The sequence below is a fragment of the Micromonospora olivasterospora genome, assembly GCF_007830265.1.
Taxonomy (GTDB): Bacteria; Actinomycetota; Actinomycetes; order Mycobacteriales; family Micromonosporaceae; genus Micromonospora; species Micromonospora olivasterospora.
On record NZ_VLKE01000001.1, the window covers coordinates 1,955,602 to 1,980,482 of the forward strand.

At 75.4% G+C, this 24,881-nt stretch carries 21 protein-coding genes and 1 riboswitch; of the genes, 6 read left to right on the forward strand and 15 right to left on the reverse strand.

Going from position 1 to position 24,881, the window contains the following annotated elements:
* Positions 1–1,401 (forward strand): FAD-binding oxidoreductase, encoded by a 1,401-nt coding sequence (locus tag JD77_RS08950; protein WP_145773862.1) that lies wholly within the window; start codon positions 1–3, stop codon positions 1,399–1,401.
* Positions 1,402–1,541: 140 nt separating this feature from the next.
* Here the strand turns inward: JD77_RS08950 and JD77_RS08955 are convergent, their stop codons facing one another.
* Positions 1,542–3,353 (reverse strand): glycerol-3-phosphate dehydrogenase/oxidase, encoded by a 1,812-nt coding sequence (locus tag JD77_RS08955; RefSeq protein WP_145777489.1) that lies wholly within the window; start codon positions 3,351–3,353, stop codon positions 1,542–1,544.
* A gap of 78 nt (positions 3,354–3,431) precedes the next feature.
* On the opposite strand from JD77_RS08955, the gene JD77_RS08960 reads away from it, so the two are divergent.
* The 3 genes from JD77_RS08960 (at position 3,432) to JD77_RS08970 (ending at position 7,293) form a co-directional block, all read left to right on the forward strand.
* Positions 3,432–5,951: a S8 family serine peptidase gene (locus tag JD77_RS08960; RefSeq protein WP_145773863.1), complete on the forward strand. Its 2,520-nt coding sequence runs from the start codon at positions 3,432–3,434 to the stop codon at positions 5,949–5,951.
* 46 nt (positions 5,952–5,997) lie between these two features.
* Positions 5,998–6,978 (forward strand): GNAT family N-acetyltransferase, encoded by a 981-nt coding sequence (locus tag JD77_RS08965; RefSeq protein ID WP_145773864.1) that lies wholly within the window; start codon positions 5,998–6,000, stop codon positions 6,976–6,978.
* 69 nt (positions 6,979–7,047) lie between these two features.
* Positions 7,048–7,293: a hypothetical protein gene (locus JD77_RS08970; protein WP_170286398.1), complete on the forward strand. Its 246-nt coding sequence runs from the start codon at positions 7,048–7,050 to the stop codon at positions 7,291–7,293.
* A gap of 100 nt (positions 7,294–7,393) precedes the next feature.
* Here JD77_RS08970 and groL read toward each other — a convergent pair whose 3' ends face one another.
* The 3 genes from groL to JD77_RS08985 form a co-directional block, all read right to left on the reverse strand.
* A complete protein-coding gene (gene groL / locus JD77_RS08975; RefSeq protein ID WP_145773865.1) occupies positions 7,394–9,016 on the reverse strand; it encodes a chaperonin GroEL in 1,623 nt (540 codons plus the stop codon).
* A gap of 316 nt (positions 9,017–9,332) precedes the next feature.
* On the reverse strand, positions 9,333–10,097 hold the full coding sequence (locus JD77_RS08980) for a hypothetical protein (RefSeq protein WP_145773866.1): 765 nt from the start codon (positions 10,095–10,097) through the stop codon (positions 9,333–9,335).
* Between the two features lie 480 nt (positions 10,098–10,577).
* Entirely contained in the window at positions 10,578–10,781 is a 204-nt protein-coding gene (locus JD77_RS08985; RefSeq protein WP_007073263.1) for a cold-shock protein, read from the reverse strand.
* A gap of 218 nt (positions 10,782–10,999) precedes the next feature.
* Between JD77_RS08985 and JD77_RS08990 the strand changes: the two genes are divergently transcribed.
* A complete protein-coding gene (locus JD77_RS08990; RefSeq protein ID WP_145773867.1) occupies positions 11,000–11,467 on the forward strand; it encodes a GNAT family N-acetyltransferase in 468 nt (155 codons plus the stop codon).
* A 97-nt stretch (positions 11,468–11,564) separates the two neighbouring features.
* Here JD77_RS08990 and paaN read toward each other — a convergent pair whose 3' ends face one another.
* The 6 genes from paaN to JD77_RS09020 all read right to left on the reverse strand — a co-directional run bounded on the left by paaN (position 11,565) and on the right by JD77_RS09020 (position 20,596).
* Positions 11,565–13,238, reverse strand: a complete 1,674-nt coding sequence (gene paaN / locus JD77_RS08995) for a phenylacetic acid degradation protein PaaN (protein WP_211372516.1) — start codon at positions 13,236–13,238, stop codon at positions 11,565–11,567.
* A gap of 52 nt (positions 13,239–13,290) precedes the next feature.
* On the reverse strand, positions 13,291–14,310 hold the full coding sequence (locus JD77_RS09000) for a GNAT family N-acetyltransferase (RefSeq protein WP_145773869.1): 1,020 nt from the start codon (positions 14,308–14,310) through the stop codon (positions 13,291–13,293).
* Between the two features lie 420 nt (positions 14,311–14,730).
* The gene (gene thrC, locus JD77_RS09005) at positions 14,731–16,017 is read right to left on the reverse strand and encodes a threonine synthase (protein WP_145773870.1); all 1,287 of its coding nucleotides are present in this window, start codon (positions 16,015–16,017) and stop codon (positions 14,731–14,733) included.
* An 11-nt stretch (positions 16,018–16,028) separates the two neighbouring features.
* Positions 16,029–16,160, reverse strand: a riboswitch (SAM riboswitch).
* 150 nt (positions 16,161–16,310) lie between these two features.
* Positions 16,311–16,745, reverse strand: coding sequence for a DoxX family protein (locus JD77_RS09010; protein ID WP_145773871.1), 435 nt, complete (start codon positions 16,743–16,745; stop codon positions 16,311–16,313).
* A gap of 108 nt (positions 16,746–16,853) precedes the next feature.
* On the reverse strand, positions 16,854–17,726 hold the full coding sequence (locus tag JD77_RS09015; RefSeq protein ID WP_145773872.1) for an ABC transporter permease: 873 nt from the start codon (positions 17,724–17,726) through the stop codon (positions 16,854–16,856).
* Complete coding sequence (locus JD77_RS09020; protein ID WP_145773873.1) at positions 17,726–20,596, reverse strand: alpha/beta fold hydrolase; 2,871 nt, start codon at positions 20,594–20,596, stop codon at positions 17,726–17,728. The genes JD77_RS09015 and JD77_RS09020 overlap by 1 nt, the downstream gene beginning before the upstream one ends.
* Positions 20,597–20,734: 138 nt before the next feature.
* Here JD77_RS09020 and JD77_RS09025 point away from each other — a divergent pair, with 138 nt between their 5' ends.
* Entirely contained in the window at positions 20,735–23,038 is a 2,304-nt protein-coding gene (locus JD77_RS09025; RefSeq protein ID WP_145773874.1) for an AAA family ATPase, read from the forward strand.
* A gap of 15 nt (positions 23,039–23,053) precedes the next feature.
* On the opposite strand, the gene JD77_RS09030 is transcribed toward JD77_RS09025, so the two are convergent.
* From JD77_RS09030 to gvpJ, 5 genes are read right to left on the reverse strand one after another with little or no spacing between them, the layout of a single operon-like run.
* A complete protein-coding gene (locus tag JD77_RS09030; RefSeq protein ID WP_145773875.1) occupies positions 23,054–23,413 on the reverse strand; it encodes a gas vesicle protein K in 360 nt (119 codons plus the stop codon).
* Positions 23,410–23,670 carry a gas vesicle protein gene (locus JD77_RS09035; RefSeq protein WP_145773876.1) on the reverse strand — a complete coding sequence of 87 codons (261 nt, stop codon included), beginning with the start codon at positions 23,668–23,670 and terminating at the stop codon, positions 23,410–23,412. The genes JD77_RS09030 and JD77_RS09035 overlap by 4 nt, the downstream gene beginning before the upstream one ends.
* Complete coding sequence (locus JD77_RS34680) at positions 23,667–24,092, reverse strand: GvpL/GvpF family gas vesicle protein (protein ID WP_281292171.1); 426 nt, start codon at positions 24,090–24,092, stop codon at positions 23,667–23,669. Before JD77_RS34680 ends, JD77_RS09035 begins: the two co-directional genes overlap by 4 nt.
* On the reverse strand, positions 23,984–24,526 hold the full coding sequence (locus JD77_RS34685) for a GvpL/GvpF family gas vesicle protein (protein WP_211372517.1): 543 nt from the start codon (positions 24,524–24,526) through the stop codon (positions 23,984–23,986). The genes JD77_RS34680 and JD77_RS34685 overlap by 109 nt, the downstream gene beginning before the upstream one ends.
* A complete protein-coding gene (gvpJ, locus tag JD77_RS09045) occupies positions 24,510–24,881 on the reverse strand; it encodes a gas vesicle protein GvpJ (RefSeq protein WP_145773877.1) in 372 nt (123 codons plus the stop codon). The genes JD77_RS34685 and gvpJ overlap by 17 nt, the downstream gene beginning before the upstream one ends.

Here is a 24,881-nt window from a genome sequence, read left to right on the forward strand (position 1 = left end):
ATGGCCGGAACCCCCCTCCTCGATGACCTGCGCGCCGTGCTCGGCGACGCCGCCGTCCTGACCGATCCGGACCTGCTCCGCATGCACGAGCGGGACGAGGCCGACCTGTGCGCCTCGGGCACCCCGCTGGTGGTGGTCCGCCCGCGCAGCACCGAGGAGGTGGCCGCCGTGGTGCGGGCGGCGGCGCGGCACGGCGTACCGGTGGTGCCGCAGGGGGCGCGGACCGGGCTGGCCGGCGCGGCGAACGCGGTGGACGGCGCGGTGGTGCTGAGCACCGTGGCAATGGACGCGATCCTGGAGATCGACCCGGTCAGCCGGATCGCGGTGGTCCAGCCCGGCGTGGTGAACGCGACCCTGGCCGGGGCGGTCCGCAGGCAGGGGCTGTACTACCCGCCGGACCCGGGCTCCTGGGAGTCGTCCACCATCGGCGGCAACGTCTCCACCAACGCGGGCGGCATGTGCTGCGTCAAGTACGGCGTGACCACCGAGTACGTGCTCGGCCTGGAGGTGGTGCTCGCCTCCGGCGAGGTGCTGCGCACCGGCCGCCGCACCGCCAAGGGCGTCGCCGGGTACGACCTCACCCGGCTCTTCGTCGGCTCCGAGGGCACCCTCGGCGTGATCACCGAGATCACGGTCGCGCTGCGGCCGGCGCCGGAGGAGTCGCTGACCCTCGTCGCGGTCTTCGACTCGACGGCCGAGGCCGGTACGGCGGTGGCGGAGATCGCCGCCCGGGGGCTCACCCCGAGCCTGCTGGAACTGCTCGACCGGACGCACCTGGGGGCGATCGAGGCGTACCAGCCGATGGGGCTGCGCACGGACGCGCAGGCGCTGCTGCTCGCCGCCGTGGACACCGGGTCCCGGGCGGCCGAGGACCTGGCCCGGCTCGCCGAGGTCTGCGAGTCCGCCGGCGCGGACGAGGTGTACGCGGCCACCGACGCGGTGGAGGCGGCGGCGCTGTTGCAGGCCCGCCGGCTGGCCCACCCGGCGATGGAGAAGTTCGCCGCCGACGCGTACCCGGGCGGCAACGGCGGGCTGGTCATCGACGACGTGGCGGTGCCGCGGGGCTCGCTCGCCGCGCTGCTCGACGGGGTGGCCCGGATCGCCGAGGAGTGCGCCGTGCCGATCGGGGTGGTCGGGCACGCTGGCGACGGCAACATGCACCCGAACATCGTGGTCGACCGGGCCGACCCGGCCAGCCTGGAACGCGGCCGGCGGGCCTTCGACGAGATCATGCGGCTCGGCCTGGAGCTGGGCGGCACCTGCACCGGCGAGCACGGGGTGGGGCTGCTCAAGCGGGACTGGCTGGCCCGGGAGATCGGGCCCGTCGGGGTACGGGTGCACCAGGCGATCAAGGCGGCGCTGGACCCGGCGGGGCTGTTCAACCCCGGCAAGGTGCTCTGAGCGACACGCGACGAGCGGCCACCGCGGGCCGGGGACCGGCGGGACCGGTCAGCGCGACGAGCGGCCACCGCGGGCCGGGGACCGGCGGGACCGGTCAGCGCGACGAGCGGCCACCCCGGGCCGGGGACCGGCGGGACCGCTCAGCGCGACGACGGCAGGGCGGGGTCGCCGTCCGCGCCCCGGTCCGCCGCGAAGCCCCGCACGTCGGGGGCGCCGAGCCGGGCCGCGTCGGCGGCGGCGTCGTCCGGCATCAACTGGGACTGCCGCTCCGCCTCCACCCGGGCCCGGTAGTGCGCGACCTCCCGCGCCCGGGTCGCGGCGTCCCAGCCGAGCACCGCACCCATCAGCTCCGCGGCGTGCTCCGCCGACTCCAGCCCGCGGTGGGCGGTCTCGAAGGAGATCCGGGTACGCCGGGTCAGCACGTCCTCCAGGTGCAGGGCCCCCTCCGCGCGGGCCGCGTACGTCACCTCGGCCGCCAGATACTCCGGCGCCCCGGCCAGCGGGGACGCGAGCAGCGGGTCCGCCTCGACCAGCGCCAGCAGGTCGAGGGTGAGGGTGCCGTACCGCTCCAGCAGGTGCTCGACCACCCCGACCGGCACCCCGTGCCGCCGGGCCAGGTCGGCCCGGTCCCGCCACATCGCGGCGTACCCGTCGGCGCCGAGCAGCGGCAGGTCGGCCGTGCGGGACGGGCGCACCCCGCCGAGCCGGCGGGCCGCCCGGTCGACCACGTCGGAGGCCATCACCCGGTACGTCGTGTACTTGCCCCCGGCGACCAGCAGCAGCCCGAGCATCGGCTCGACCACGGCGTGCTCCCGGGACAGCTTGGAGGTGGAGTCGGCCTCGCCGGACAGCAGCGGCCGGAGCCCCGCGTACACGCCCTCGATGTCGGCGGTGGTGAGCGGCCGGTCGAGCACGGTGTTGACCTGCTCCAGCAGGTATGCGATGTCGCGCGCCGACGCGGCCGGGTGCGACCGGTCGAGTCGCCAGTCGGTGTCGGTGGTGCCGATGATCCAGTGCCCGCCCCACGGGATCACGAAGAGCACGCTGGTGGCGGTGCGCAGGATCAGCCCCGCCTCGCCGGTGATCGCCGAGCGGGGCACCACGAGGTGCACCCCCTTGGACGCCCGGACCCGCAACCCCGGGCGCAGCCCGACGTCGTTGAGCATCCGGGACATGTCGTCGCTCCACACCCCGGTCGCGGCGATGACGGTGCGGGCGCGTACTTCGAACTCGGCGTCGGGCGAGCCGGCTGGCGCCTCCAGGTCTCGGACGCGGATTCCGGTCACCTCCCGGGCCTGCCGGATCAGCCCCACGGCGCGGGCGCTGTTGACCACGGTCGCGCCGAGGCTGGCCGCCGTGCGGGCCAGGGTGACCACCAGCCGGGCGTCGTCGACCTGCCCGTCGTAGTAGCGGATCGCCCCGGCCAGGATGTCGGCGCGCAGGCTGGGGAAGACCCGCCGCGCGCCCTCCCGGGTCAGGTGCCGGTGCAGCGGCATCCCCCGCCCGCCCCCGAACAGCCCGGCGAACGCGTCGTACGTCGCCACGCCAAGGCCGTAGTAGGAGCGGCGGAACACCCGGCCCGGCAACTCCCGGGCACCCCGGCCGGCGGGCAGCGGGACGAGGATCGGCACGGGCCGGACCAGGTGCGGGGCGAGCCGGGTGGCGAGCAGCCCCCGCTCGGTCAGCGCCTCGTGGACCAGGTGGAACTCCAACTGCTCCAGGTAGCGCAGGCCGCCGTGGATGAGCTTGCTGGACCGGCTGGACGTGCCGGCGGCGTAGTCCCGGGCCTCGACCAGGGCCACCTTGAGCCCCCGGGAGGCGGCGTCCAGGGCCGCTCCGGCGCCGGTGACGCCACCGCCGATGACCAGGACGTCGAACCGCTCGGCGCGCAGTCGCCGCAGGTCGGCGGCGCGGCGCGCCGGGGAGAGCTGACCGGCTACGGCTCGGGACACGTTCGGGTCACGCACCCGTCCACCGTAACCGTCGCGGCCGCCGGACGGGAGGTCGCGAACCCGCCGTACTGTCTGGGAATGGAGGTCGGCCCCCCACCCCCGCCCGGTCGTCCCGTCCCGCCGCCGGTGCCGGGCCCGCCGCCGGACCGCCCCGGCCCCTGGCCGGTGGTGGCGGCCGTGCTGGCCGGCTGCTGGACGGTCGCGGTCACCGTCCCGACCGAACTGGTCGGCTGGCTGGTCGACCAGACCCTGCTGGCCGCCGGGCTGGACCGGGCGGTCTGGCTGTGGCCGGCGGTCGCCCTGGCCACCGTCGTGCTGGCCGGCGTCCCGGTGCTGCTGCTCGCCCTGCTGCCCCGCGCCGGGGCGGTCCGGGCCGCCGGGTGGGCCTGGCTCGCCGGGCTGCTCGCCTTCGGGGCGCTCGCCCTGCTGCGCGCGCTCCCGCCGGTGCACCACGAGGGCTACCTGGCCGCGCTGGCCGCGACCGCCGCCCTGCTCGCCGTGGCGTTCGGCCGGCTGTCGCGAAGGCAGCCCCCGGTGCCGCAGCGGGCCCCGGGCGGTCCGCCGCCGCCGTCTTCCGTCAACGGGCCGCCGGCGTCGGCCGCCGCCGGAGGCGTTGGCCGGGTGGGCAAGCCGTTCCCGCGGCCCGCCCCGGCGACCCTGCTGGCGGTGGCCGCCGGGCTGGCCACGCTGCTGCCCTGGGCCCGGGTCGGCGCGCTCGGCGGGCTGCTGGAGACCCTGCTGGCGGCGGCAGCGGCGGCCGCCGTCGGCCTCCTCGCCGGGGCCGTGCTCGACGCCCGGTTCTGGTCGTGCTTCGCGGTCGGCCGCCCGCCGCGTCCGGCCCGGCTGGTGCTGGTCGGCGGCCTGGTCGCCGGGGTGGCGCTGCTGCTGGTCGCGGCCGGCGTCGGTCAGTCCGGGGCGCAACTGCCCGCGCTGCTCACGCTGCCGCCGCTCGGCTTCGCCCTGGCCGCTCTCCAGACCCCGGCCGCCCGGGAGGACGGTCCGGTCGGACCTGCCCCGGCGCGCTGGCTGGTCGGGCTCGCGGCGTTCGGGCCGCTGGCGTTCGCCGACCCCGAGGAGATCACCCTCCTCCTGGCCACCGACCGGGACGTGCCGTTCTGGGTGGCGGTCGGCGCCGCCGTCGGGCTCGCGGTGGCCGTGGTCCTGGCGGTCGCGTACGGCGTGCTGCTGGCCCGCCCGCGCGGCCGGACGCCCGACCGGCGGGTGGCGGCGGCGACCGCCGCGGTCCTGCTCGCCGCGGTGGCGGCGGTGTACGCCGTCCCCGGCCAGCCGGGCCTGCACGGGGAGCGGCTGCTGGTGGTGCTGCGCGAGCAGGCCGACCTGAGCGGCGTCCCCGCGGGCCCGCCCGGTCGGGTTGGCCGGGACGCCCGGGCCCGGGAGGTCTACCGGCGGCTGGTCGCGACGGCCGAGCGCACCCAGGCCGGCCTGCGCCGCGACCTGTCCCGGCTGGGGCTGCGCCCGAGGCCGTACTACCTGGTGAACGCGGTCGAGGTGGACGGCGGGCCGGGCGTGCGGGCTTGGCTGTCCCGGCGGCCCGAGGTGGGCCGGGTGCTGGTGAGTCAGCGGCTGCGCCCGCTCCCGGCGCCCGCCCCCACCAAGCGGGGTACGGAGCCCGCCCCGGCGGGGCCGACCTGGAACGTCTCGCTCATCGGCGCCGACCGGGTCTGGTCGCAACTGGGCGTGACCGGGGCCGGCGTCGTGGTCGGCAGCTCGGACTCCGGGGTGGACGGCCGGCACCCGGCGCTGGCCGACGGCTTCCGGGGCGGGGACGACTCCTGGTACGACCCGTGGTCGCACACGCGCACACCCACCGACCGAGGCGGACACGGCACGCACACCACGGGCAGTGCGGTCGGGCGGGGCGGCGTCGGGGTGGCTCCGGGGGCGAGCTGGGTCGGCTGCGTCAACCTGGCCCGCAACCTGGGCAGCCCGGCCCGCTACCTGGACTGCCTGCAGTTCATGCTGGCCCCGTTCCCGGCCGGCGGCGATCCGTTCACCGACGGGCGCCCCGAGCGGGGCCCGCAGGTGCTGACGAACTCGTGGGGCTGCCCGTCGATCGAGGGCTGCGATCCGGGGGCGCTGCGGGCGGCCACGGCCGCCCTGGACGCGGCCGGCGTGTTCGTGGTGGCGGCGGCCGGCAACACCGGGCCGTACTGCGGGTCGATCGAGGACCCGCCGGCGACGTACCCGGACGTGTTCACGGTCGGCGCGGTGGACCGGCAGCGCCGGGTCGCCACGTTCTCCAGCCGCGGGCCGGTGCCCGGCGCGGCGAAGCCGGACGTGGTCGCCCCGGGCGCGGGGGTGCTCTCCGCGATGCCGGGCGGCGGGTACGCCGTCCTGGACGGCACCTCGATGGCGACCCCGCACGTCGCCGGGGTGGTGGCGCTGATGTGGTCGGCGAACCCGGCCCTGGTCGGTGACCTGGACCGCACCCGCCGCATCCTGCGCGAGACGGCCGTCCCCGCCGAGGCGACGTACCGCTCCCGGAACCCGTCCGACGCCTGCGACGGCGACGCGAACATCACCGGGGCGGGCGTCGTCGACGCGTACGCCGCCGTGCGCGCCGCCCGCGCGCAGTGAAAGGGCGGGTGCCCGCCCCGGCGGCGATGGCCTAGGGTCGGCGACCATGGACGCGGAGACGATCGTCGCCGAGCTGGCCACCGACGCGCTGCCCGACGTGGTGGCCCTGTGCCGGCAAGCGCTGGACCTGCCCGAGGACGCGGCCGAGGCGGCGGAGATCGTCGACACCCTGCACACCCGCGCCCGCGCGGACCGGACGGTGCTGGCGCTGGGCGCGTACCGGGGGGCGGACCTGGTCGGGGTGCTGCTCGGCTCGCTGTCCGTCCGGGAGCCGGGCATCGGGCACGTCGACCTGGTGGCGGTGGCCCCGGACCAGCGCCGACGGGGCGTCGGCCGGGCGCTGCTCGACCGGGCCGAGCGGGTCCTGGCGGAGCGGGGCGCGGTGGAGGTGCTGCTGGCCGGCAACCCCCCGTACTACGCCTGGCCGGGAATCGACGTGCGGTACACGCCCGCGGTCTGCGCGGCGCTGGCGCTGGGCTACACGCAGGACCGGACGGCCCTGAACATGACGGCCGACCTGTCGTACGACGAGTCGCCGGCGCTGCGAGCGACGGAGCCGGCGGAGCGGCGGCTGGCCGACCGGGGCGTCACGGTACGGCGCGCGGAGCCGGGGGACCTGCCGGCGCTGGCGGCGTTCGCCCGGTCCACGTTCGGCGGCGCCTGGGACGCGGAACTGGCCGGCTCGGTGGGCCGGCCGGCCGCGGGGGTGCACCTGGCCGAGCGCGCCGGCCCGATCCTGGGCTTCGCCGCCTACGGCTCGTCCCGGCCGACCTGGTTCGGGCCGATGGGCACCGCGCCCGAGGCGGAGGGCTCGGGGATCGGCGGGGTGCTGCTGCGCCGCTGCCTGCGCGACCAGCGGGACGGAGGGGCCGAATCGGCCCAGATCGGCTGGGTCGGGCCGGTGCGCTTCTATTCGGGCAGTGCGGGGGCCCGGATCGGACGCGTCTTCTTCCTGTACCGCAAGGCGCTCGGGACGGTGACGGCCGGACCGGGAGGGCCGACGCCAGAGAGCGCAAACGGGATATAGATCCGAATAATCCCGTTCGACCCCGTGCCGTATCGACGGCCCCTACCGTTCCCGGTAGAGGAGGCAGTCATGACCACGGACGACGACCAGACCGACGACGTGCAGCCCGTCACCTGGGCGCCGGTCGACGAGCTCCCCGGGCAACTACCGTTCGACCGGTTGGACTACGGCGACGCCGAGCAGCTGGCCGAGATGGCGGGAGCAGGCGCGCCGGTGGCCGAGGAGCCACTCGCCCTGGTGGACGAGCCGGTCCGCATCCAGCAGCCGTACGACCCGGCGCGGAAGCGCCGCAACCAGCGGCCCCTGCCGACGTAGGGCCCGGCCGGTCTTCCCGCGACGGCGGCGACGGTACGGAGATGACGAAGGGGGCGGACCGCGTCAGCGGCCCGCCCCCTTCGGCGTTGGTGAACTGGACTCAGAAGTCCATGTCCCCGCCACCCGGGCCAGCCGGGGCGGCCGGGGTCTTCTCCGGCTTGTCGGCGACGACGGCCTCGGTGGTCAGGAACAGCGCGGCGATCGACGAGGCGTTCAGCAGCGCCGACCGGGTCACCTTGGCCGGGTCGATGATGCCCGCGGCCAGCAGGTCCACGTACTCGCCGTTGGCGGCGTTGAGGCCGTGGCCCGCCTCCAGGTTGCGGACGTGCTCGACGACGACGCCACCCTCGAGGCCGGCGTTGACGGCGATCTGCCGCAGCGGGGCGTCCAGCGCGATCTTGACGATCTGCGCGCCGGTCGCCTCGTCGCCGGTCAGGTCCAGCTTGTCGAAGGCGGTCTTGCCGGCCTGCACCAGCGCGACGCCACCACCCGGGACGATGCCCTCCTCGACGGCGGCCTTCGCGTTGCGCACCGCGTCCTCGATGCGGTGCTTGCGCTCCTTCAGCTCGACCTCGGTGGCCGCGCCGACCTTGATCACCGCAACACCGCCGGCCAGCTTGGCCAGACGCTCCTGCAGCTTCTCCCGGTCGTAGTCGGAGTCGCTCTTCTCGATCTCGGCCCGGATCTGGTTCACCCGGCCCTGGATCTGCTCGGCGTCGCCGGCACCGTCGACGATGGTGGTCTCGTCCTTGGTCACCACGACCTTGCGGGCGCGGCCCAGCATGTCGAGGCCGACGGCGTCGAGCTTGAGGCCGACCTCCTCGCTGATGACCTGGCCACCGGTGAGGATGGCGATGTCGGCGAGCATGGCCTTGCGGCGGTCACCGAAGCCCGGCGCCTTGACGGCAACCGACTTGAAGGTGCCCCGGACCTTGTTGACGACCAGGGTCGCCAGGGCCTCGCCCTCGATGTCCTCGGCGATGATCAGCAGCGGCTTGCCGCTCTGCATGACCTTCTCCAGGATCGGGAGCAGGTCCTTCACCGACGAGATCTTGCTGTTGACGATCAGGAGGTACGGGTCGTCGAAGACGGCCTCCATACGCTCCGGGTCGGTCATGAAGTACGCGGAGATGTAGCCCTTGTCGAAGCGCATGCCCTCGGTGAGCTCGAGCTCCAGGCCGAAGGTGTTGCTCTCCTCGACGGTGATGACGCCTTCCTTGCCGACCTTGTCCATCGCCTCGGCGATGATCTCGCCGACGCTGGTGTCACCGGCCGAGATGGAGGCGGTGGAGGCGATCTGCTCCTTGGTCTCCACGTCCTTGGCGAGCTTGAGCAGCTCCTCCGAGACGCTGGCCACGGCGGCCTCGATGCCCCGCTTCAGGGCCATCGGGTTGGCGCCGGCGGCCACGTTGCGCAGGCCCTCACGAACCAGGGCCTGGGCCAGGACGGTCGCCGTCGTCGTGCCGTCACCGGCCACGTCGTCGGTCTTCTTCGCGACCTCCTTGACCAGCTCGGCGCCGATCTTCTCGTACGGGTCCTCGAGCTCGATCTCCTTGGCGATGCTCACACCATCGTTGGTGATGGTGGGGGCGCCCCACTTCTTCTCGAGCACGACGTTGCGGCCCTTGGGGCCGAGGGTCACCTTCACGGCGTCGGCGAGCTGGTTCATGCCCCGCTCGAGGCCGCGGCGAGCCTCCTCGTCGAACGCGATCATCTTGGCCATACGGCGTTGTCCTCCTGGACACTCACGGGCCACCCGAGTGTTGTGCCCCGGATGGGCCGCCTGGTGTACGCACCTTGGGACGTCGCCACCTGGCGACGACGACGTCCTTCGGCCGGGCCGGATAGCCCGCGACGACCGGCCATGTGCCGCCCGGCGGTCACCCACCGGGAGGCCGTGACCCCACCGCCCCGACCATTGGCACTCGCCGTATGCGAGTGCCAATGACTTGTTTAGCACTCTGCCCTGCCGAGTGCAAGCACGATGGGCCAGTCGGGCCGGCCCGGCGCGGCCCGACCAGCGCAACCGATCCGGGCGGTCAGCCGAGTTCACCCGCCAGCCGGGTGGCCGTCACCGGACCCTCGCAGGCCCGCTGCTCGGCGTACGTCACGACGAGGCCGACAAGGTGGACCAGGCCGTACGGGAGCGTGATCACGGCGGCCACCACCGCGTACGCGACGTCCCACCCGCTGAAGCTGGCCGCGTCGGCGGGATCGCCGAGCAGCACGCCCGCGACCTGTACCGGGGCCAGGACCAGCGAGAACACGGACGCCGCGAGCCTGACCAGCGCGATCCGCCCGAGCACCGGCCCGAGGCGGGCGTGGAACATCTCACGGGCCCGGCCCAGCGGGGCGCCGCGCTCGAAGAGCAGCACCGGGCCGAACAGGCCCAGCGCGACCATCGCGTACAGGCCGGGCAGGTAGCACAGGACCAGCCCGACCGCCACCAACAGGCCGTAGACCAGGGTCCAGCCCCACAGCGCCGGGGCGCGGCGCAGGCCGTACGGGAGGGCGGCGCCGACCGGGGCGGGCTGGCCGGCCGCCTGGCGCGCGATCACCCAGCTGCCGGCCGCCCAGCCGACCGCCTGGACGAGCGCGAGCAGGCAGACGAGACCGAGCATGGCGGCGAGAAGGACGCCGAAATCGGCGAGGTACCCATCGGGCAGCGGGGCCGGCGGCGCGCCCGGCGCCGTGGGCTCCAGCGGCGGCGGGTAGAGCGGCACCACCGCGAGCAGCAGCGCGAGCGTCGGCAGGGAGTGGGTGAGCAGCAGGACGACGGTGAACTGCCGCCAGCTGCGGCGCACCGCGCCCGCGCAGCGCGCCCGCGCAGCGCGAGAACCAGCCGCTCAGGCCCTGCCCGGGCGGTGTGACGAGCGGGTCGGCCGGGTCGTACCCGGGCGGCGGCCAGGGCGCGGTACCCGGCGGGTAGCCCGGCGGCACGGCACCCGGGTGCGACGGGTACACGGGCAGTCCGGCGCACGGGCCCGGACCGGCGGCCGGCCGGGGAGCCGTCCACGCGCCCGAGCCATCCGTCCGTTCGAGCGCGGCCGGGTCCCAGTTCGTGGTCTGGCCGAACTCGCCCGGGTCCCAGGACCCGGGGGCAGGTCGGTCGGGTACGGGCGGCTGCGACATGAACCCTCCTCAGCGGCGACGCCGGAACGGCTCATGATCCTGCCTGGGCCCGGCCCGAATCCGCTGCCCCGTTTGGGGTGGACGGGAGCGGCGGGCCCCCGGGAACGTGGTCGGGGCCCGCCACGTGCGCGGGCCCCGGAACCGGTCGAGGGTCAGGCGACGACGCGGACCCGCTCGGCCTGCGGGCCCTTCTGCCCCTGGGCGATCTCGAACTCCACCCGCTGCCCGTCGTCCAGCGCCTTGTAGCCGTCCATCTCGATGGCGGAGAAGTGTACGAATACGTCCTGACCGCCGTCGACGGCGATGAAGCCGTAGCCCTTCTCGGCGTTGAACCACTTCACGGTGCCCTGTGCCACGGTGCACTTCCTTAACGTCGCGCGGCCTTTCACAACCCTCGGGACACCGGCCCAACCGGCAGCCCCGGACCACCGGTTCCGGTGTCGACGACGACCACGAAATCAGTGACCGAAATCGCACGGTACACGAGCGGTGACAGCAGCGCACGATCCCAAAACGGGCAATATCGGACCGACCCCAACCCGGCACAACATAGGCGATCGTCACTGCGATAGGCATGCGGGATGACAGCAGGTCCCCGCCGGCCGCCGGCGGCCGCACCGGGCCGGCCGGTACGGCAGCGACGGCCACGGTACGCCGCGTGACGCCCCAGGACGCGGCCCGGATGCGCGCGCTGCGGCTGGAGACCCTCGCCGGCGCCCCCGCGGGCCCGCGTACGGCCGCCGGCCGGCTCGTCGGCCGCGCCGGCGGCACCGTCGCGCCGAACGACCCCGGACTGACCGTCATCTACGCCGTCTACGTCACGCCGTCCTGGCGCGGCACCGGCCTGCTCGCCGAGCTGATCGAGGGGGTGGCCGCCTGGTCCCGCGCGTGCGGGCGGCCGGAGCTGATGCCCGAGGTGGTGGTGGGCAACGACCGGGCCTACCGGGCGTACCGGCGGCTGGGCTTCGTCGACACCGGGGTACGGGTGCCGCACCCGAAGTTCCCCGCGCTGCGCGAGCTGCAGATGCGCCGCCCGGCGTGAGCGCGCGGGTCACGGTGCTGGAGGCCGAGGTCGGCGGGGCCCGGTCGGCCCGTCGAGCGGGCCCCCTCCCACCCGGAAGGGGGCCCGTCCGCACACGTCAGGCGTGGCGGCGGCTCTGGACGACCCGGAACCGGTTCGCCACGTACGCGCCGTCGGTCAGCGCCGCGTTCGCCGCCGGGTTGGCGCCGCTGCCGTGGAAGTCGGAGAACGCCGCCGACTGGTTGACGAAGACGCCGCCGGTCAGGTTGCAGGACAGGTGGACCCCGACGTCGATCGCGACCGCCTCGGCCGCGTCCAGCACCGCCTCGTCGGTCGAGTAGACGCCCGCGGTCAGCGCGCCCTTCTCGCCGACGGTGGCCCGCATGATCTCCAGGCTGTGCGCCGTGGAGTCGGTGGCGATGGCGAACGAGATCGGCCCGAACCACTCCCGGGAGTAGGTCGCGGTGTCGTCGGCGGTCAGCTTGACGATGGTCGGCGTCCGCACCACCGCCCCGGGGAACGCCGGATGCTCGACCGTACGCGACTCCAGCACCGTCTCGCCGACCCTGGCGACCTCGTCGAGGCGCTCCAGCACGCTGTCGTTGACGATCGCGCCGGTCAGCTCGACGCCCCGGGCGGGGTCGGCGGTGAGCTTGCCGACCGCCGCGGCGATCCCCGCAACCACCTCGTCGAAGCTCCTGTGCCCCTGGTCGGTGTCGATCCCGGCCCGGGGGATCAGCAGGTTCTGCGACGTGGTGCACATCTGGCCGCTGTACAGCGTCAGCGTGAAGCCGAGGTTGCGGCACATCCCGGCGAAGTCGTCGGTGGAGTCGATCACCACCGTGTTCAGGCCGGCCTTCTCGGTGAAGACCGAGGCCTGCCGCGCGTTGGCCTCGAGCCACTCGCCGTACTCGGTGGAGCCGGTGAAGTCGACGACCTTCACGGCCGGATGCAGCGCGAGCGTCGTGGCCAGCTTCTCGCCGGGGGCCTCGGGCGCGAGCAGCACCAGGTTCGGGTCGAAGCCCGCCTCGGCGAGCACCTCGCGGGCGTACCGCACGGTGATCGCCAGCGGCAGCACCGCGAGCGGATGCGGCTTGACGATCACCGGGTTCCCGGTGACCAGCGAGGCGAACAGCCCGGGGTACGAGTTCCAGGTCGGAAACGTGTTGCAGCCGATGACCAGCGCCACCCCGCGCGGCACCACGTGGAAAGTCTTGGTCATCCGCAGCGGGTCGCCCTTGCCGACGGCCTTCTCCCAGCCGGCCGTCCCCGGGTGCCGGGTCATCTCCGCGTACGCGTAGGCGATCGCCTCCAGCGCCCGGTCCAGCGCGTGGGCGCCGCCGGCCTGGAAGGCCATCACGAAGGCCTGGCCGCTGGTGAACTGCACGGCGTTGGCGAGCTCGAAGACGTGCCCGTGCAACCGGGCCAGGATCTCCAGGCAGACGCCCGCCCGACCCTGCGGGCCGGCGGCGCGCCAGGCCGGCAGCGCGGCGGAGGCGGCGGCCACCAGCTCGTCGGCGGCGGCGTGCGGGTAGCGCACGTTCAGCTCCAGCCCGAACGGGCTCGCCTCCGTGGCGACCCGGTCGCCCGAGCCCGGCTGGTCGAGGGGGAAGTCGCCGTTCAGGTACGCCTCGAAGGCGGCCTTGCCCTCGGCGGCGGCGGTCTCGCCGTACACCCGTGGGCTGGGCGACTCCGGGTAGGCGGACCAGTACCCGCGCTCCGTGATGGCGGTCAACGCACGGGTGAGGGTGTCGGCGTGCCTGGCGTAGAGGGGGTGCGGGGTCTCCGTCATGCCCGCCATCATGCAACAGGAACCCCCGCGATCAGTAGGGCCGTGTCACAACTCAGATCGTCAGCTGCCAGTCGGTCCAACCGTCGACCGGGCGGTAGCCGAGCCGCTCGTTAATGGCGATCATGCGGGCGTTGGCCGCCGCGTTGAAGGTGTCGACAGCCCGCAACTCCGGCTCGTGGGCGAGCGCGTACCGCAGGTTTTCGATCTTGGTGAGCAGCCCGAGTCGGCGCCCCCGGTGGTCGGGGTCGACGATGGTGATCCGCTGGAACGCGTGCCACGGGGCACTCGCGCCGACGTCCAGCAGCGTCCAGGCGACCAGCCGGCCGGACGCGACGTGCACCGCCCCCTGGTGGTAGCGGCGCCGTCCCCGGGCGTCCAGCGCCCGTTCCGTGCCCCGCAGCCGCTCGACGTCGATGTTCTCCGGCTCCCACTCCAGGTCGCCCAGCGGCATGTCGGCGACCAGCCGGCCGTCGAGGTAGGCGACGTCCGCCTCGTACTCCACCGGGGTGTGGCCGTACCAGCGCACGACCCGGTAGCCGGCGGCGCGGGACCGGGCGTCGGCCAGTAGCCCGTCGAGCGCGGCCTGGTCGAGGCGGGTCGGGTCGAGCCGGCGGCGGACCTCGGCGAGCGCGGGCCGCGCGCCCGCCGCGGCGGCGAACGCCCCGCCGGCCCCGTGCCGCTCCGGGCCGCCGGGCAGGGCGGACACCGCCGGGGCGTACACCCGCTTGCGCCCCCGCTCGCGCAGCAGGCGCACGCAGTGCCCGTGCAGCGCCCGGCCGACACCGCGCCGCCGGTGCGCCGGGTGCACGGCCAGGTCGAGGCTGGCATTGTCGGTGTTGTCGAGCCGCGGCAGGTCGAGGCGGAGGTATCCGGCCGGTACGCCGTCGAGCCGGGCGAGCGCCGCCACGACCTCGATGCCCGGCATCGGGTGCCGGATCGCGGCCTCGAACCGCCGCCGGCACAGCGGCGGGAAGTCCGGCACGTCCGCCGCGTCGGTCGCCGCCCTGATCCGGTACGCCTCGTCGATGGCGGCCTGGTCGGCCCGGTCGATCGGCGCGATGTCGATACCCATGCGCCGAGCGTTACCCGGAGAAGACGATCGGGCCAGCGAATTTCTCGCCGGCCCGATCGGACGCTGGTCGGGAGGGACGATCGCACAACGCCTCCGGCGTTGGGTCGTAAGAACTTGAAAAGTCTCCGGCGAAACGCCCTCCCGCACGGAGCATCTTCCGCCCGTCCGGTTCCTGCCGTCAAGTCCTTACCGGCAGGTTTTTGGCACCGAACGCGAAAAGCCCGTTACCCAACGGATCCGCCCATCCCCCACCCCAACAGCTCCGCGATCTTGCACTTTCAGCCCCGACATACAGCACGAATACCGCGAATCGAGGGCCGCAAGTGCAAGATCGCCGTGGCGGGGGGTGGGGGTGGGGGTGGGGGGGTGGGGGTGCGGGGTGGGGGTGGGGGTGGGGGTGGGGGTGGGGTGGGGGTGGGGTTAGGTCAGGAGGCCGGCGTCGCGGGCGGCGCGGAGGGACGGCCTGATCCGGTGGGTCGGGCCGGCCTCGCCGGCTACCGCGTCGAGGGTCTTCAGGCCCTCGCCGGTGTTGAAGACGACGGTCTCCGCCGCCGGGTCGAGCCGGCCGGACTCGACGAGCTTGCGCAGCACCGCGACGGTCACCCCGCCCGCGGTCTCGGCGAAGACGCCGGTCGTCCGGGCCAGCAGGCGGATGCCCGCGCGGATCTCGTCGTCGTCGGCGTACTCCATCCACCCGCCGGTACGCCGGACGGCCTCCAGGGCGTACAGGCCGGCGGCCGGGTCGCCGATGTTCAGCGACTTGGCGATGCCGGTGGGCTTGACCGGGGTGATGGTGTCGCTGCCGGCGTGCAGGGCGGTGGCGATCGGGTTGCAGCCGGCGGACTGGGCGCCGAACACCTTCCAGCCGCCGGCCGGCGCCTCGACCAGCCCGATCTCGACCAGCTCACTGAACGCCTTGTCGACCTTCGTGAGCAGTTCCCCGCTGGCCATCGGGATGACCACCTGGGCCGGGATGCGCCAGCCGAGTTGCTCGGCCACCTCGTACCCGAGGGTCTTGGAGCCCTCGGCGTAGTACGGCCGGACGTTGACGTTGACGAACGCCGTGTCCTCGAACTCGTCGGTCTCCACCAGCTCGCCGCAGAGCCGGTTCACGTCGTCGTACGAGCCGTCGATGGCGACCAGGTCGCCGCCGTAGACGGCGGTGGTGACGATCTTGCCCTGCTCCAGGTCGCTGGGGACGAACACGACGGACGGGACGCCGGCACGGGCGGCGTGCGCGGCGACGGAGTTTGCCAGGTTGCCCGTGGACGCGCACGCGAACCGGGTGAAGCCGAGCGCCCGGGCCGCGGTGAGCGCCACCGAGACGACCCGGTCCTTGAAGGAGTGGGTGGGGTTGGCGCTGTCGTCCTTGACCCAGAGCGGGGCGGTGATGCCCAGCTCGGCGGCCAGGTGCGGGGCCGCGACCAGCGGGGTCAGCCCCGGGTCGAGGGTGACCCGGGCGGCCGGGTCCTGGCCGGCCGGGAGCAGGGCGGCGTACCGCCACAGGTTGTCGGGGCCGGCCTCGATCTGCTCGCGGGTGACCCGGGCCAGGGCGGCGGGGTCGTAGTCGACCTCGAGCGGGCCGAAACACTCGTAGCAGGCGTGCTGCGCGGCGAGCGGGTAGCGGGCCTGACAGGCCCGGCAGACCAGGGCGCGGGCGGGGCTGGCGGTGGTGTCGATGCCGGACGCGGCGAGGGTCGACGTCATGTCGAGGAGTCCTCTCATCTTTCCCCACATCGCACCCTGCGGCGGGGACGGAATTGGCACCTGCCCGCGCCGCTCGTCGTCGAGCGCGTGGGTGGTTGCCGGGGCGTCGTCGGGCCGTATCCCTCAGCCCCTCTGGATGAGGTATGCAGTTGTGCCGTCGAGTCTACGACGCGGCCCCCGGCCTCCGCCCGCCTTCCCACCCTGTGAGCCGGGATTCGCACGACTTCGGGGAGGTAGTGGCCTCGTCGCCGGCTGAGGCCACTACCTCCCGGAAGTTGTCGTCGCGGGGCGGGTCAGCGGGCGGGCGCGGGGCTGGGGACGGTCGGGGCGGCGCGCCGCCCCCGCAGGGTGTCGAGCGCCCAGCCACCGGGGCCGAGCACCGCCACGAGCACGAACGACCAGCAGAACAGCGCCGCGAGTTCGCCGCCGTTGCGCAGCGGCAGCAGCCCGTCCGGCTGGTGCACCACGAAGTACGCGTACGCCATGGAGCCGGAGGCGACGAGCGCGGCGGGCCGGGTGAGGAGCCCGACCAGCACCAGCGCGCCGCAGACGGCCTGGATCAGGGCCGCCCACCAGCCCGGCCACTGCCCGACCGGCACCGCCTGTCCGGTCCCCCGGGCGCCGCCGAAGACGCCGAACAGCGACGACAGGCCGTGGAACAGGAACAGCAGCCCGACGACCATGCGGAACAGCGACAGCACCGGCGGACCGAACCGATCGACTCTCATCTGGCAACCTCCGAGCAAGTAGTTGACTACGCAAGGATGCCCTATGCATTTGAGAGAATCGATAGACAGCCCGTTACGGTAATGTTTCCTGATGGGGTGCCCGTTCGGTCAGCTCGTGATGTCCTTGCGCGTGAACCGCCAGTACGCCAGCGACCAGAACAGCGTGGCGTAGCTGATCGCAGAGATGCAGCCGCGTACCACGTCGTCCGTCTGCATCGGCGTCGACAGCAGCCCGAGCCAGGCGCTGCTGTAATGGGTCGGCAGGAAGGCGCGCAGCCCGCCGAGCGCGGTGATCTGGTCCAGGATGCTGGAGAGGATCCAGAGCAGCACCGCCCCGCCGACCGCCCCGAGAGCCGCGTCCGTGAGCACCGAGAGCAGGAACGCCAGCCCGGCCACCGCCAGCAGGACGACCGCCAGGTAGCCGAGCACCGCCAGCAGCCGCAGCAGCCCCTCGCCCGGCTCCAACTGGGCCGCGACCTGGCTGCGCAGCGGCTCCCAGCCGTACCGGAGGGTGCCGGCGGCCAGGGCGGTGCCGGCGAGCAGCACCAGGGCCAGCCCCGCGTACGCGAGCGCGACCAGCAGCTTCACCGTCAGCAGCCGGGCCCGGGGCACCGGCACGGCGAGCAGGTACCGCAGGCTGCCCCAGCTCGCCTCGCTCGCCACCGTGTCCCCGAAGAACAGCGCCACCACCACGACCAGCAGGAACGACGCCGACACCAGCAGCGAGAACAGGGTGAAGTTCAGCCCGCCCGAGGTGGCCAGGTCGGACATGCTGGAGAACTCGCCCCGGCCGCCGCGGTCGTCGTCGCCGGAGTCGAACTGGAACGCGACCAGGATGATCAGCGGCAGCAGCACCATGAACCCGAGCGCGAGCTGGGTACGCCGCCGGGACGCCTGCCTGCGGAACTCCGCCCCGAACGGCAGGGTGGCCGACGGGCGGTAGCCGGCCGCCGCGCCCACCGTGGAAGACGACTGTGCCATCACCGGTCCCCGCTTCCCCGAGAGTTCTCGCCCACCAGGGCGAGGAACGCGTCCTCCAGGCGGCGCCGCGGCACCACCCGGTCCACCCCGATCCCGGCCCGGACCAGCTCGGCCACCACCTCGCTGCGCGCGGTGCCGTTGGTGTCCACCACCAGGTGCCCCGCGGAGTCCGGCAGCACCCGGACCCCGTCGAGCCGGCCCAGCACCGTCCGCGCCGCGTCCGGGTCGGTCACGTCGAACAGCACGCTCGGCGACTCGCCGACGATCTCCTCCACCGGGCCGGACGCCACGATCCGCCCCTTGTTGACCACCACGGCGTGGGTGCAGGTCTGCTCCACCTCGGCGAGCAGGTGGCTGGAGACGAGCACCGCCCGGCCGTCGGTGGCGTAGCGCTGGAGCACCCGGCGCATCTCGGCGATCTGCGGCGGGTCCAGGCCGTCCGTCGGCTCGTCGAGCACCAGCAGCTCGGGCAGGCCGAGCATGGCCTGGGCGATGGCCAGCCGCTGCCGCATCCCGTGGCTGTACTTGCGCGTCTTCCGGCGCACCGAGTCGCCCAGCCCGGCGATCGCCAGCGCCTCGTCGAAGTGCGCGTCCTCCCACGGTCGCCCGGTGGCCCGCCAGTACGCCCTCAGGTTGTCCAGCCCGGACAGGTGCGGCAGGAACCCGGGCCCCTCGACCAGCGCGCCGATCCGCGACAGCACCGGCGAGCCGGGCACCAGTCGCCGGCCGAAGACGTAGATCTCCCCCGCGGTCGGCTGGGTCAGCCCCATCAGCACCCGCAGCGTGGTGGTCTTGCCCGCGCCGTTCGGCCCGAGCAGGCCGACCACCTGGCCGGGGTGCACCTCGAAGTCGACGTTCGACACGGCGACGAAGCCGTCCGCGTACTCCTTGCGGAGCTGCCGGACGGCGAGCGGGGTGTCCGCGTACGCCGGATGCACCGAGCTGTCCTGCCGGCGGTGCCGGCGGCGGACGACCAGGACGACCACCGCGAGTCCGACCGCGATCGCGGCGAGCAGGCCGGCGAGCACCCAGCGCCAGACGGTGGCCGTGGTGGGGATCGGCTCGCCGGCCACCGTGGGCAGCACGACCGGGCCGTCGCCGGCCGCGACCGTGTAGACGACCGGCTCGGCCGGCGTGGCGTACGCCTGGTCGGAGCTGGCCACCACCACCCGCAGCCGGTGCCCGGCCTCGATCCGGCGGACGATCGCCGGCAGGGTCACCGTCACCGGCGCCGCCGCGCCGATCCGCTCGGGCAGGCCGGTCAGCCGGACCGGGGCGACCAGCCCGTTCGGCAGGGTCGCCGCGCCGGACGGGTCGACGTCGTAGAGCTTCACGAAGAGCACCGCCTCGCCGGTGGGCGACGCCGCCCGCAGCGAGACCGTCGGCGCGCCGGCCACGTCGACCGCCTCGGGCAGCGGCGCGGACTCGAACCGGGCGTGCTGGCCGGGGATGTCGCCGGCGACGCCGTCGAGCAGCGAGCCGAGCGCGCCCGCGAACGGCACCGCCGAGATCGCCGCCGGGTTGCCGTTCGGCGGGTTCGCGACCGGCTGGGCCGGGCCGGCCACCGCGACCTGGTGGCGGTCGTCGCCGGTGAGGCCGGGGTAGTCGCGGGTGCGGTAGCCGGTGGCGACCAGACCGCGGTTCAGCGCGTCGAAACCGGCGATCCGGGAGTACGTGAAGTCCCCGCCCGGCGCGGCCCCCTCGCCCCGGACGTAGTGGTCGAGCCACTGGGCGGTCAGGAACCGCACCCGGTCGGAGTCGTTGGCCGGCCCCTCGCCGCCGTCGTGGCCGCCGGTGAACCAGGCCACCCGGACGGGCGTCCCGTTGGCGGCGATGCCGCGGGCGTTGGCGTCGGCCTCGCCCAGCGGGAAGAGGGTGTCCGCCTCGCCCTGCACGAGCAGGGTGGGCGCCTTGATCCGATCGAGGACGCCGGCCGGGCTGGAGCGGCGCAGCAGGTCCACCGCCGCCTGGTCGGCCCGGCCGGTGGTGGCGATCCGCAGGTATGCGGCGCAGACGTCGGCGGCGAACCGGCCACAGGACGGGTCGGCCGCGCCGGTCGGGGCGCGCCCCGACCGGGTGCCCGGCCCCGCGCCAGGACCCGGGCTCGGGGGGCCGGCGGACGCGGGGGCGCCTTCCGGCTGGGCGGCCGAGCCGCCGGAGAGCCCGGCCGGGCCCGAGCCGGCGTTGCCGCCGCCGCCGAAGAAGATGCCGGCCCAGCCCTTCTTGAACACGCCCTCGGTGGCGGGCTTCCCGGTGCTCTCCGGCAGGAACGCGCGGGACAGGTCGTTCCAGGTGATCATCGGGACGATCGCGTCGACCCGCCGGTCCTGGGCGGCGAGCAGCAGCGCCAGACCGCCGCCGTACGAGCCGCCGACCACGCCCACCCGGGGGTCACCGCCGGCGTCCGTACGCACCTCGGGGCGGGCGGCCAGCCAGTCCAGCAGCCGCTGGGCGTCCCGGACCTCGTGGTCCGGGCTGTCCAGGTGGATCTGGCCGCCGCTGCGGCCGAAGCCGCGCGCCGTCCACGTGAGCACCGCGTACCCCCGGGCGGCCAGGTCCTCCGCGTCCGAGCGGACCGAGTCCTTGGTGCCGCCGAAGCCGTGCGCGAGCAGCACGGCCGGCACCCGGTGGCCGGCCGAGGCGCCCTCCGGCAGGTAGAACGTGGTGTCCAGGTCGACCGGCTCGTCGCCGGCCGGCCCCGAGCGCACGGTGAGCAGGGCGGACTCGGTGCGGAAGCCGGCCCGCTCCGGCCGGGCCGCCCACAGCGCGGCGGCGGCCACCAGCGCGACCACCACCGCCCCGGCGACGATCCGGCGGCGGCGGGTGGCCAGGGTCCGCCGGACCCGCGCGGCCGACAACGGCGATCTCATGCGGCAACGGTACGGCCCCGTTCCTGACCGTTGGCTGAGATCCTCCGTACGTCCGGCCGGCCCTCCCGGGCCGACCGGCGGTTACGCGGCAGGCGTTGACAAGGCCCTTCCTTCCCCCGGGCGGCTACCCTCGGGCGGGTGGCCGAGCCCGAGCTGACCCTGACCGCCAGCCTGCGACCCGCCGCGCTGGACGCCCGGCGCGGCGTGGTGCGGCTGCACCCGGAGGTGCTGACCGCGCTGGCGCTGCGCCCCGGCGACCCGGTCCGGCTGACCGGCCGGCGGGTGACGGCCGGGATCGTCGCGCCGGCCGCGGTGACCGCGAGCACGGCCCTGCTCTACGCCGACGACCTGCTGCTGGGCAACCTCGGCGTCCGAGACGGCGGGCAGGTGACGGTGCGCCGGGCGCCGGTGACCGCCGCGCGCCGGGTGACGCTGACCGGGCCGGTGCAGGTGGTCGCGGCGGTCTCCCCGGAGATGCTCCGGCTCGCGCTGCTCGGCAAGGTGGTCACGGCCGGGGACGACGTCTCCCTGCTGCCGCAGGACGTGCTGCCGGACGCCTCGGCGCGCACCCTCATCGAGGGCGCCCGGCGCAGCCTGTCCAGCACCGTCGGGTACGCGTGGACGAGCACGCTGCTCACCGTGGCCGGCGCCGAGCCGGACGTCGGCGCGCTGGTCACCATGGACACCGTCGTCGGCTGGGAGCACGGGCCGCAGACACGGACAAGCGCCCCGCCGGACGCGTCCGGGGTGGCCCGCACGGCGTGGTCCCCGGGTACCTGGACCGGGGCGGGCGGCACCGTCGGGCCCGCCGCCGTGCCGGCCGGAGCCGGGCTGGCCGGGCCCGGTACCGCCCCGGCCGAGCTGGAGGGGCCCGACGGCGCGCCGACCGTCGACGAGCTGCCCGGGCTGCGCGCCCAGGCCGAGGAGCTGACCGAGCTGCTGGACCTCGGGTTCCACCACCGCGACGTGCTGGACCGGCTGGGCACCGGCGTGTCGCTCGGCGTGCTGGTCGCCGGGCCGGCCGGGTCGGGCAAGTCCGCCCTGGTCCGGGCGGTGGCGGCCCGGGTGGGTGCCGGCGTCCGCCCGCTGTGGGGGCCCGAGCTGGCCGCGCTCACCGACGACGCGGCGGCGCGCCGGCTGCGGGCCGCCGCCGACGCCGTACCCGGCGACGGGCCGGCGGTGCTGCTGGTCACCGACGTGGAGGCGCTGGCCCCCGCCGAGAGCCCCGGACCGCTGGCCGCCGTGTTCCGTCAGGTGGTCGCCGCGACCGTCCGGGCCGGGGCGGCGGTGGTCTGCACGACCAGCCGCCCCGAACAGGTCGACCCGGCGCTGCGCGGGCCGGACCTGCTCTCCCTGCGGATCACCGTGCCGCTGCCCGACCAGGCGCTGCGCCGGGAGCAGTTGACCGTGCTGACCCGGCAGGTGCCGCTGGCCGGGGACGTCCGGCTCGACGAGGTGGCCGGGCGTACGCCCGGGTTCGTCGCCGCCGACCTGGCCGCGCTCGTCCGGGAGGCCGGGGTGCGGGCGGCGCTGCGACAGAAGGCGGCCGAGGGGCCGACGGTGGCGATGGCCGACTTCGCCGCCGCCCTGGAGGTGGTCCGGCCGACCAGCATGGCGGCGTCCACGCTGGAGCTGGCCGACGTCACCCTCGACGACGTCGGGGACATGGCGGAGGTCAAGGAGACGCTGACCGAGTCGGTGCTCTGGCCGCTGACCTACCCGGACACCTTCGCCCGCCTCGGGGTGCGCCCGCCGCGCGGGGTGCTGCTGTACGGGCCGCCCGGCTGCGGCAAGACGTACCTGGTCACGGCGTTGGCCGGGTCCGGGCGGGCGAACGTGCTCTCGGTGAAGGGCGCGGAGCTGCTGTCCAAGTGGGTCGGCGAGAGCGAACGGGCGGTCCGGGAGCTGTTCCGCCGCGCCCGGGAGGCCGCGCCCACGCTGGTCTTCCTCGACGAGGTGGACGCGCTCGCCCCGGTACGCGGCCAGGCCAGCGACGGCGGCACCACCGACCGCGTCGTCGCCGCCCTGCTCACCGAGCTGGACGGGGTGGAGACGCTGCGCAACGTCGTGGTGGTCGGCGCGACGAACCGCCCCGACCTGGTGGACCCGGCGCTGCTGCGCCCCGGCCGGCTGGAGCGGCTGGTCTACGTGCCGCCGCCCGACGGGGCGGCCCGGGCCGAGATCCTGCGGGCCGCCGCCCGCAACGTCCCGCTGGCCGACGACGTGGACCTCGCCGCGCTCGGCGACGGACTGGACGGCTTCTCGGCGGCCGACTGCGCGGCGCTGGTCCGGGAGGCGGCGCTCGCCGCGATGCGCGAGTCGCTGAGCGCGTCCACGGTCACCGCCGCGCACGTCGCGGCGGCCCGGCGCCGGGTACGCCCGTCGCTCGACCCGGCGCAGGTGGCGTGGCTGGCCGCGTACGCGGAGGCGCGGGCCGGCTGACCGGAACCCGGCCGGCTACAGCAGCGGGCCCAGCGGGCCGAGGTCGAGGTTGAGGTCTTCCGGGGCCAGGCCGAAGTGCTCCCGCAGCGCGGTCATCTGCTCCTCCAGCGCCATCAGGGTGACGCCGATCCGCTCCACCTCGTCCTCGGTGAGGTCGCCGAGGTCGACCCGGCGCAGCGCCTGGCGCTCCATCAGCTGGCGCAGCAGCTCGATCACGGTGAGCACGAGGCTGGCCAGCCCCCGCTCGACGGAGTCCCGGTCCACCGCGAGCCGCCGGTCCAGGGGCCGTACCCGGGGCGCCCGCCAGTCCGGCTCGCCCAGCGCGGCGGCCAGCTCGGCCGCCTCGTCCCGGCGCTGCGGGATCGGCCCGGTCATGCCGCGCCCCGGTCGGCGACGGGGGCCTCCGGGCCGGGCCCGACCGCCTCCCGCAGCTCGGGCGGGGTGAGCGCGCCGACCGAGGCGATCAGCGCCCGCAGCGAGATCCGGACCAGGTCGACCCCGGCGATGGCGAGGGTGATGTCCCCGGTGACCACCACGCCGGCGGCGAGCACCCGGTCGAGCAGGTCGACCAGCGCCACCGGCCGGTACGCCAGCGGGTCGTCGGCGCTGTTCGGGGCGAGGCTCGTGGTCACCGCGCCGCCTCCCGGAGCGTCCGCGCCGGCTCCGGCGGGTGCTCCTCCGCGAACGAGTACGCCGGCCAGGGGCCGGTCAGCTCCAGGCGCACCTCGGGGTGGCGTCCGGCGAGCGCGGCGACCAGCGCCGTGAAGCCGCTCAGCGTGGCCGAGTCCACCAGGTACGCCCCGTTGAGCACCATCGGGGTGGGCGCGCCGGAGAGCCGCCGGTCCTGCGGGGCGTGCCGGTGGGCGGCCACGGCGTACGCGGCGAGCGCCTCGTGCACCGTCGCGGCGGCCTCGGCGGCGGCCCGCTGCCCCTCGTCCCGGGCGGTCAGCTCGGCCCGGCGCCGCCGCAGGTACGCCGCCCCGGCCCCGCCGGACGCCGTACCGCCGGGGCGCCGGCGGGCGCGGACGGGGGGTTGGCGGCCGGGCCGACGTATCCCTTGACCCCCCACTCGGTGCGGCCGGTGAGCCGGTCGAGGGTGGCGGCCAGCCCGGCCCCGCGCTCGGCGAGCAGCCGGCCGACGCCGCCCTCGTCGCGATAGACGGTGGCGAGTCGGGCCGGGACCACCGCGCCGGCCCGGGCCAACGCGGCCACCACCTCGTGGTGCGTCCGCGCGGCCCGCTCCAGCCAGGTCAGGTCCTCCAGGTTCCGGCGCAGCGGCTCCTCGCCGTACTCGGTCAGCGGCGCGGCGCTGACCACCGCGACGAGGCCGACGCCGGGGACCGCGCGGACGGGCCCGCCGCCCATCCCGGTGATGCCGCCCAGGAGGGTCGGCTCGGCCGCCCGGACCACCCCGTGCAGCCAGCACCCGGCGTCGGCCCCGGACGCCACCGGCCCGGCGCCGGCCGGCGGTTCAGCCGTCGAACTCATCTCGCTCCTCCCTCTCCGCCGCCCGCCGCGCGACCCGGGGCCGCCGGCTGGCCTCCACCTCCTCCGGGTCCCGGGGACCCGGCTCGACCGGCGGGCGGGCCCGCGAGCTGAGCCACGGGTCGTGCTCCCACCAGTCGATGCCGACCTGACGCGCGGTGTCGACCGAGGCGATGACCAGGCGCAGCTTCAGGGTCAGCAGCTCGATGTCGAGCAGGCTCACCCGGATGTCGCCGGCGATCACGATCCCCCGGTCCAGGACCCGTTCGAGGATGTCGCCGAGGTTCGCCGGCTCGTGGCCGGCCGGCAGCACCTGGCCGGAGTTCTGCACCACGGTGGGTATCCGCCCGCTGGTCAT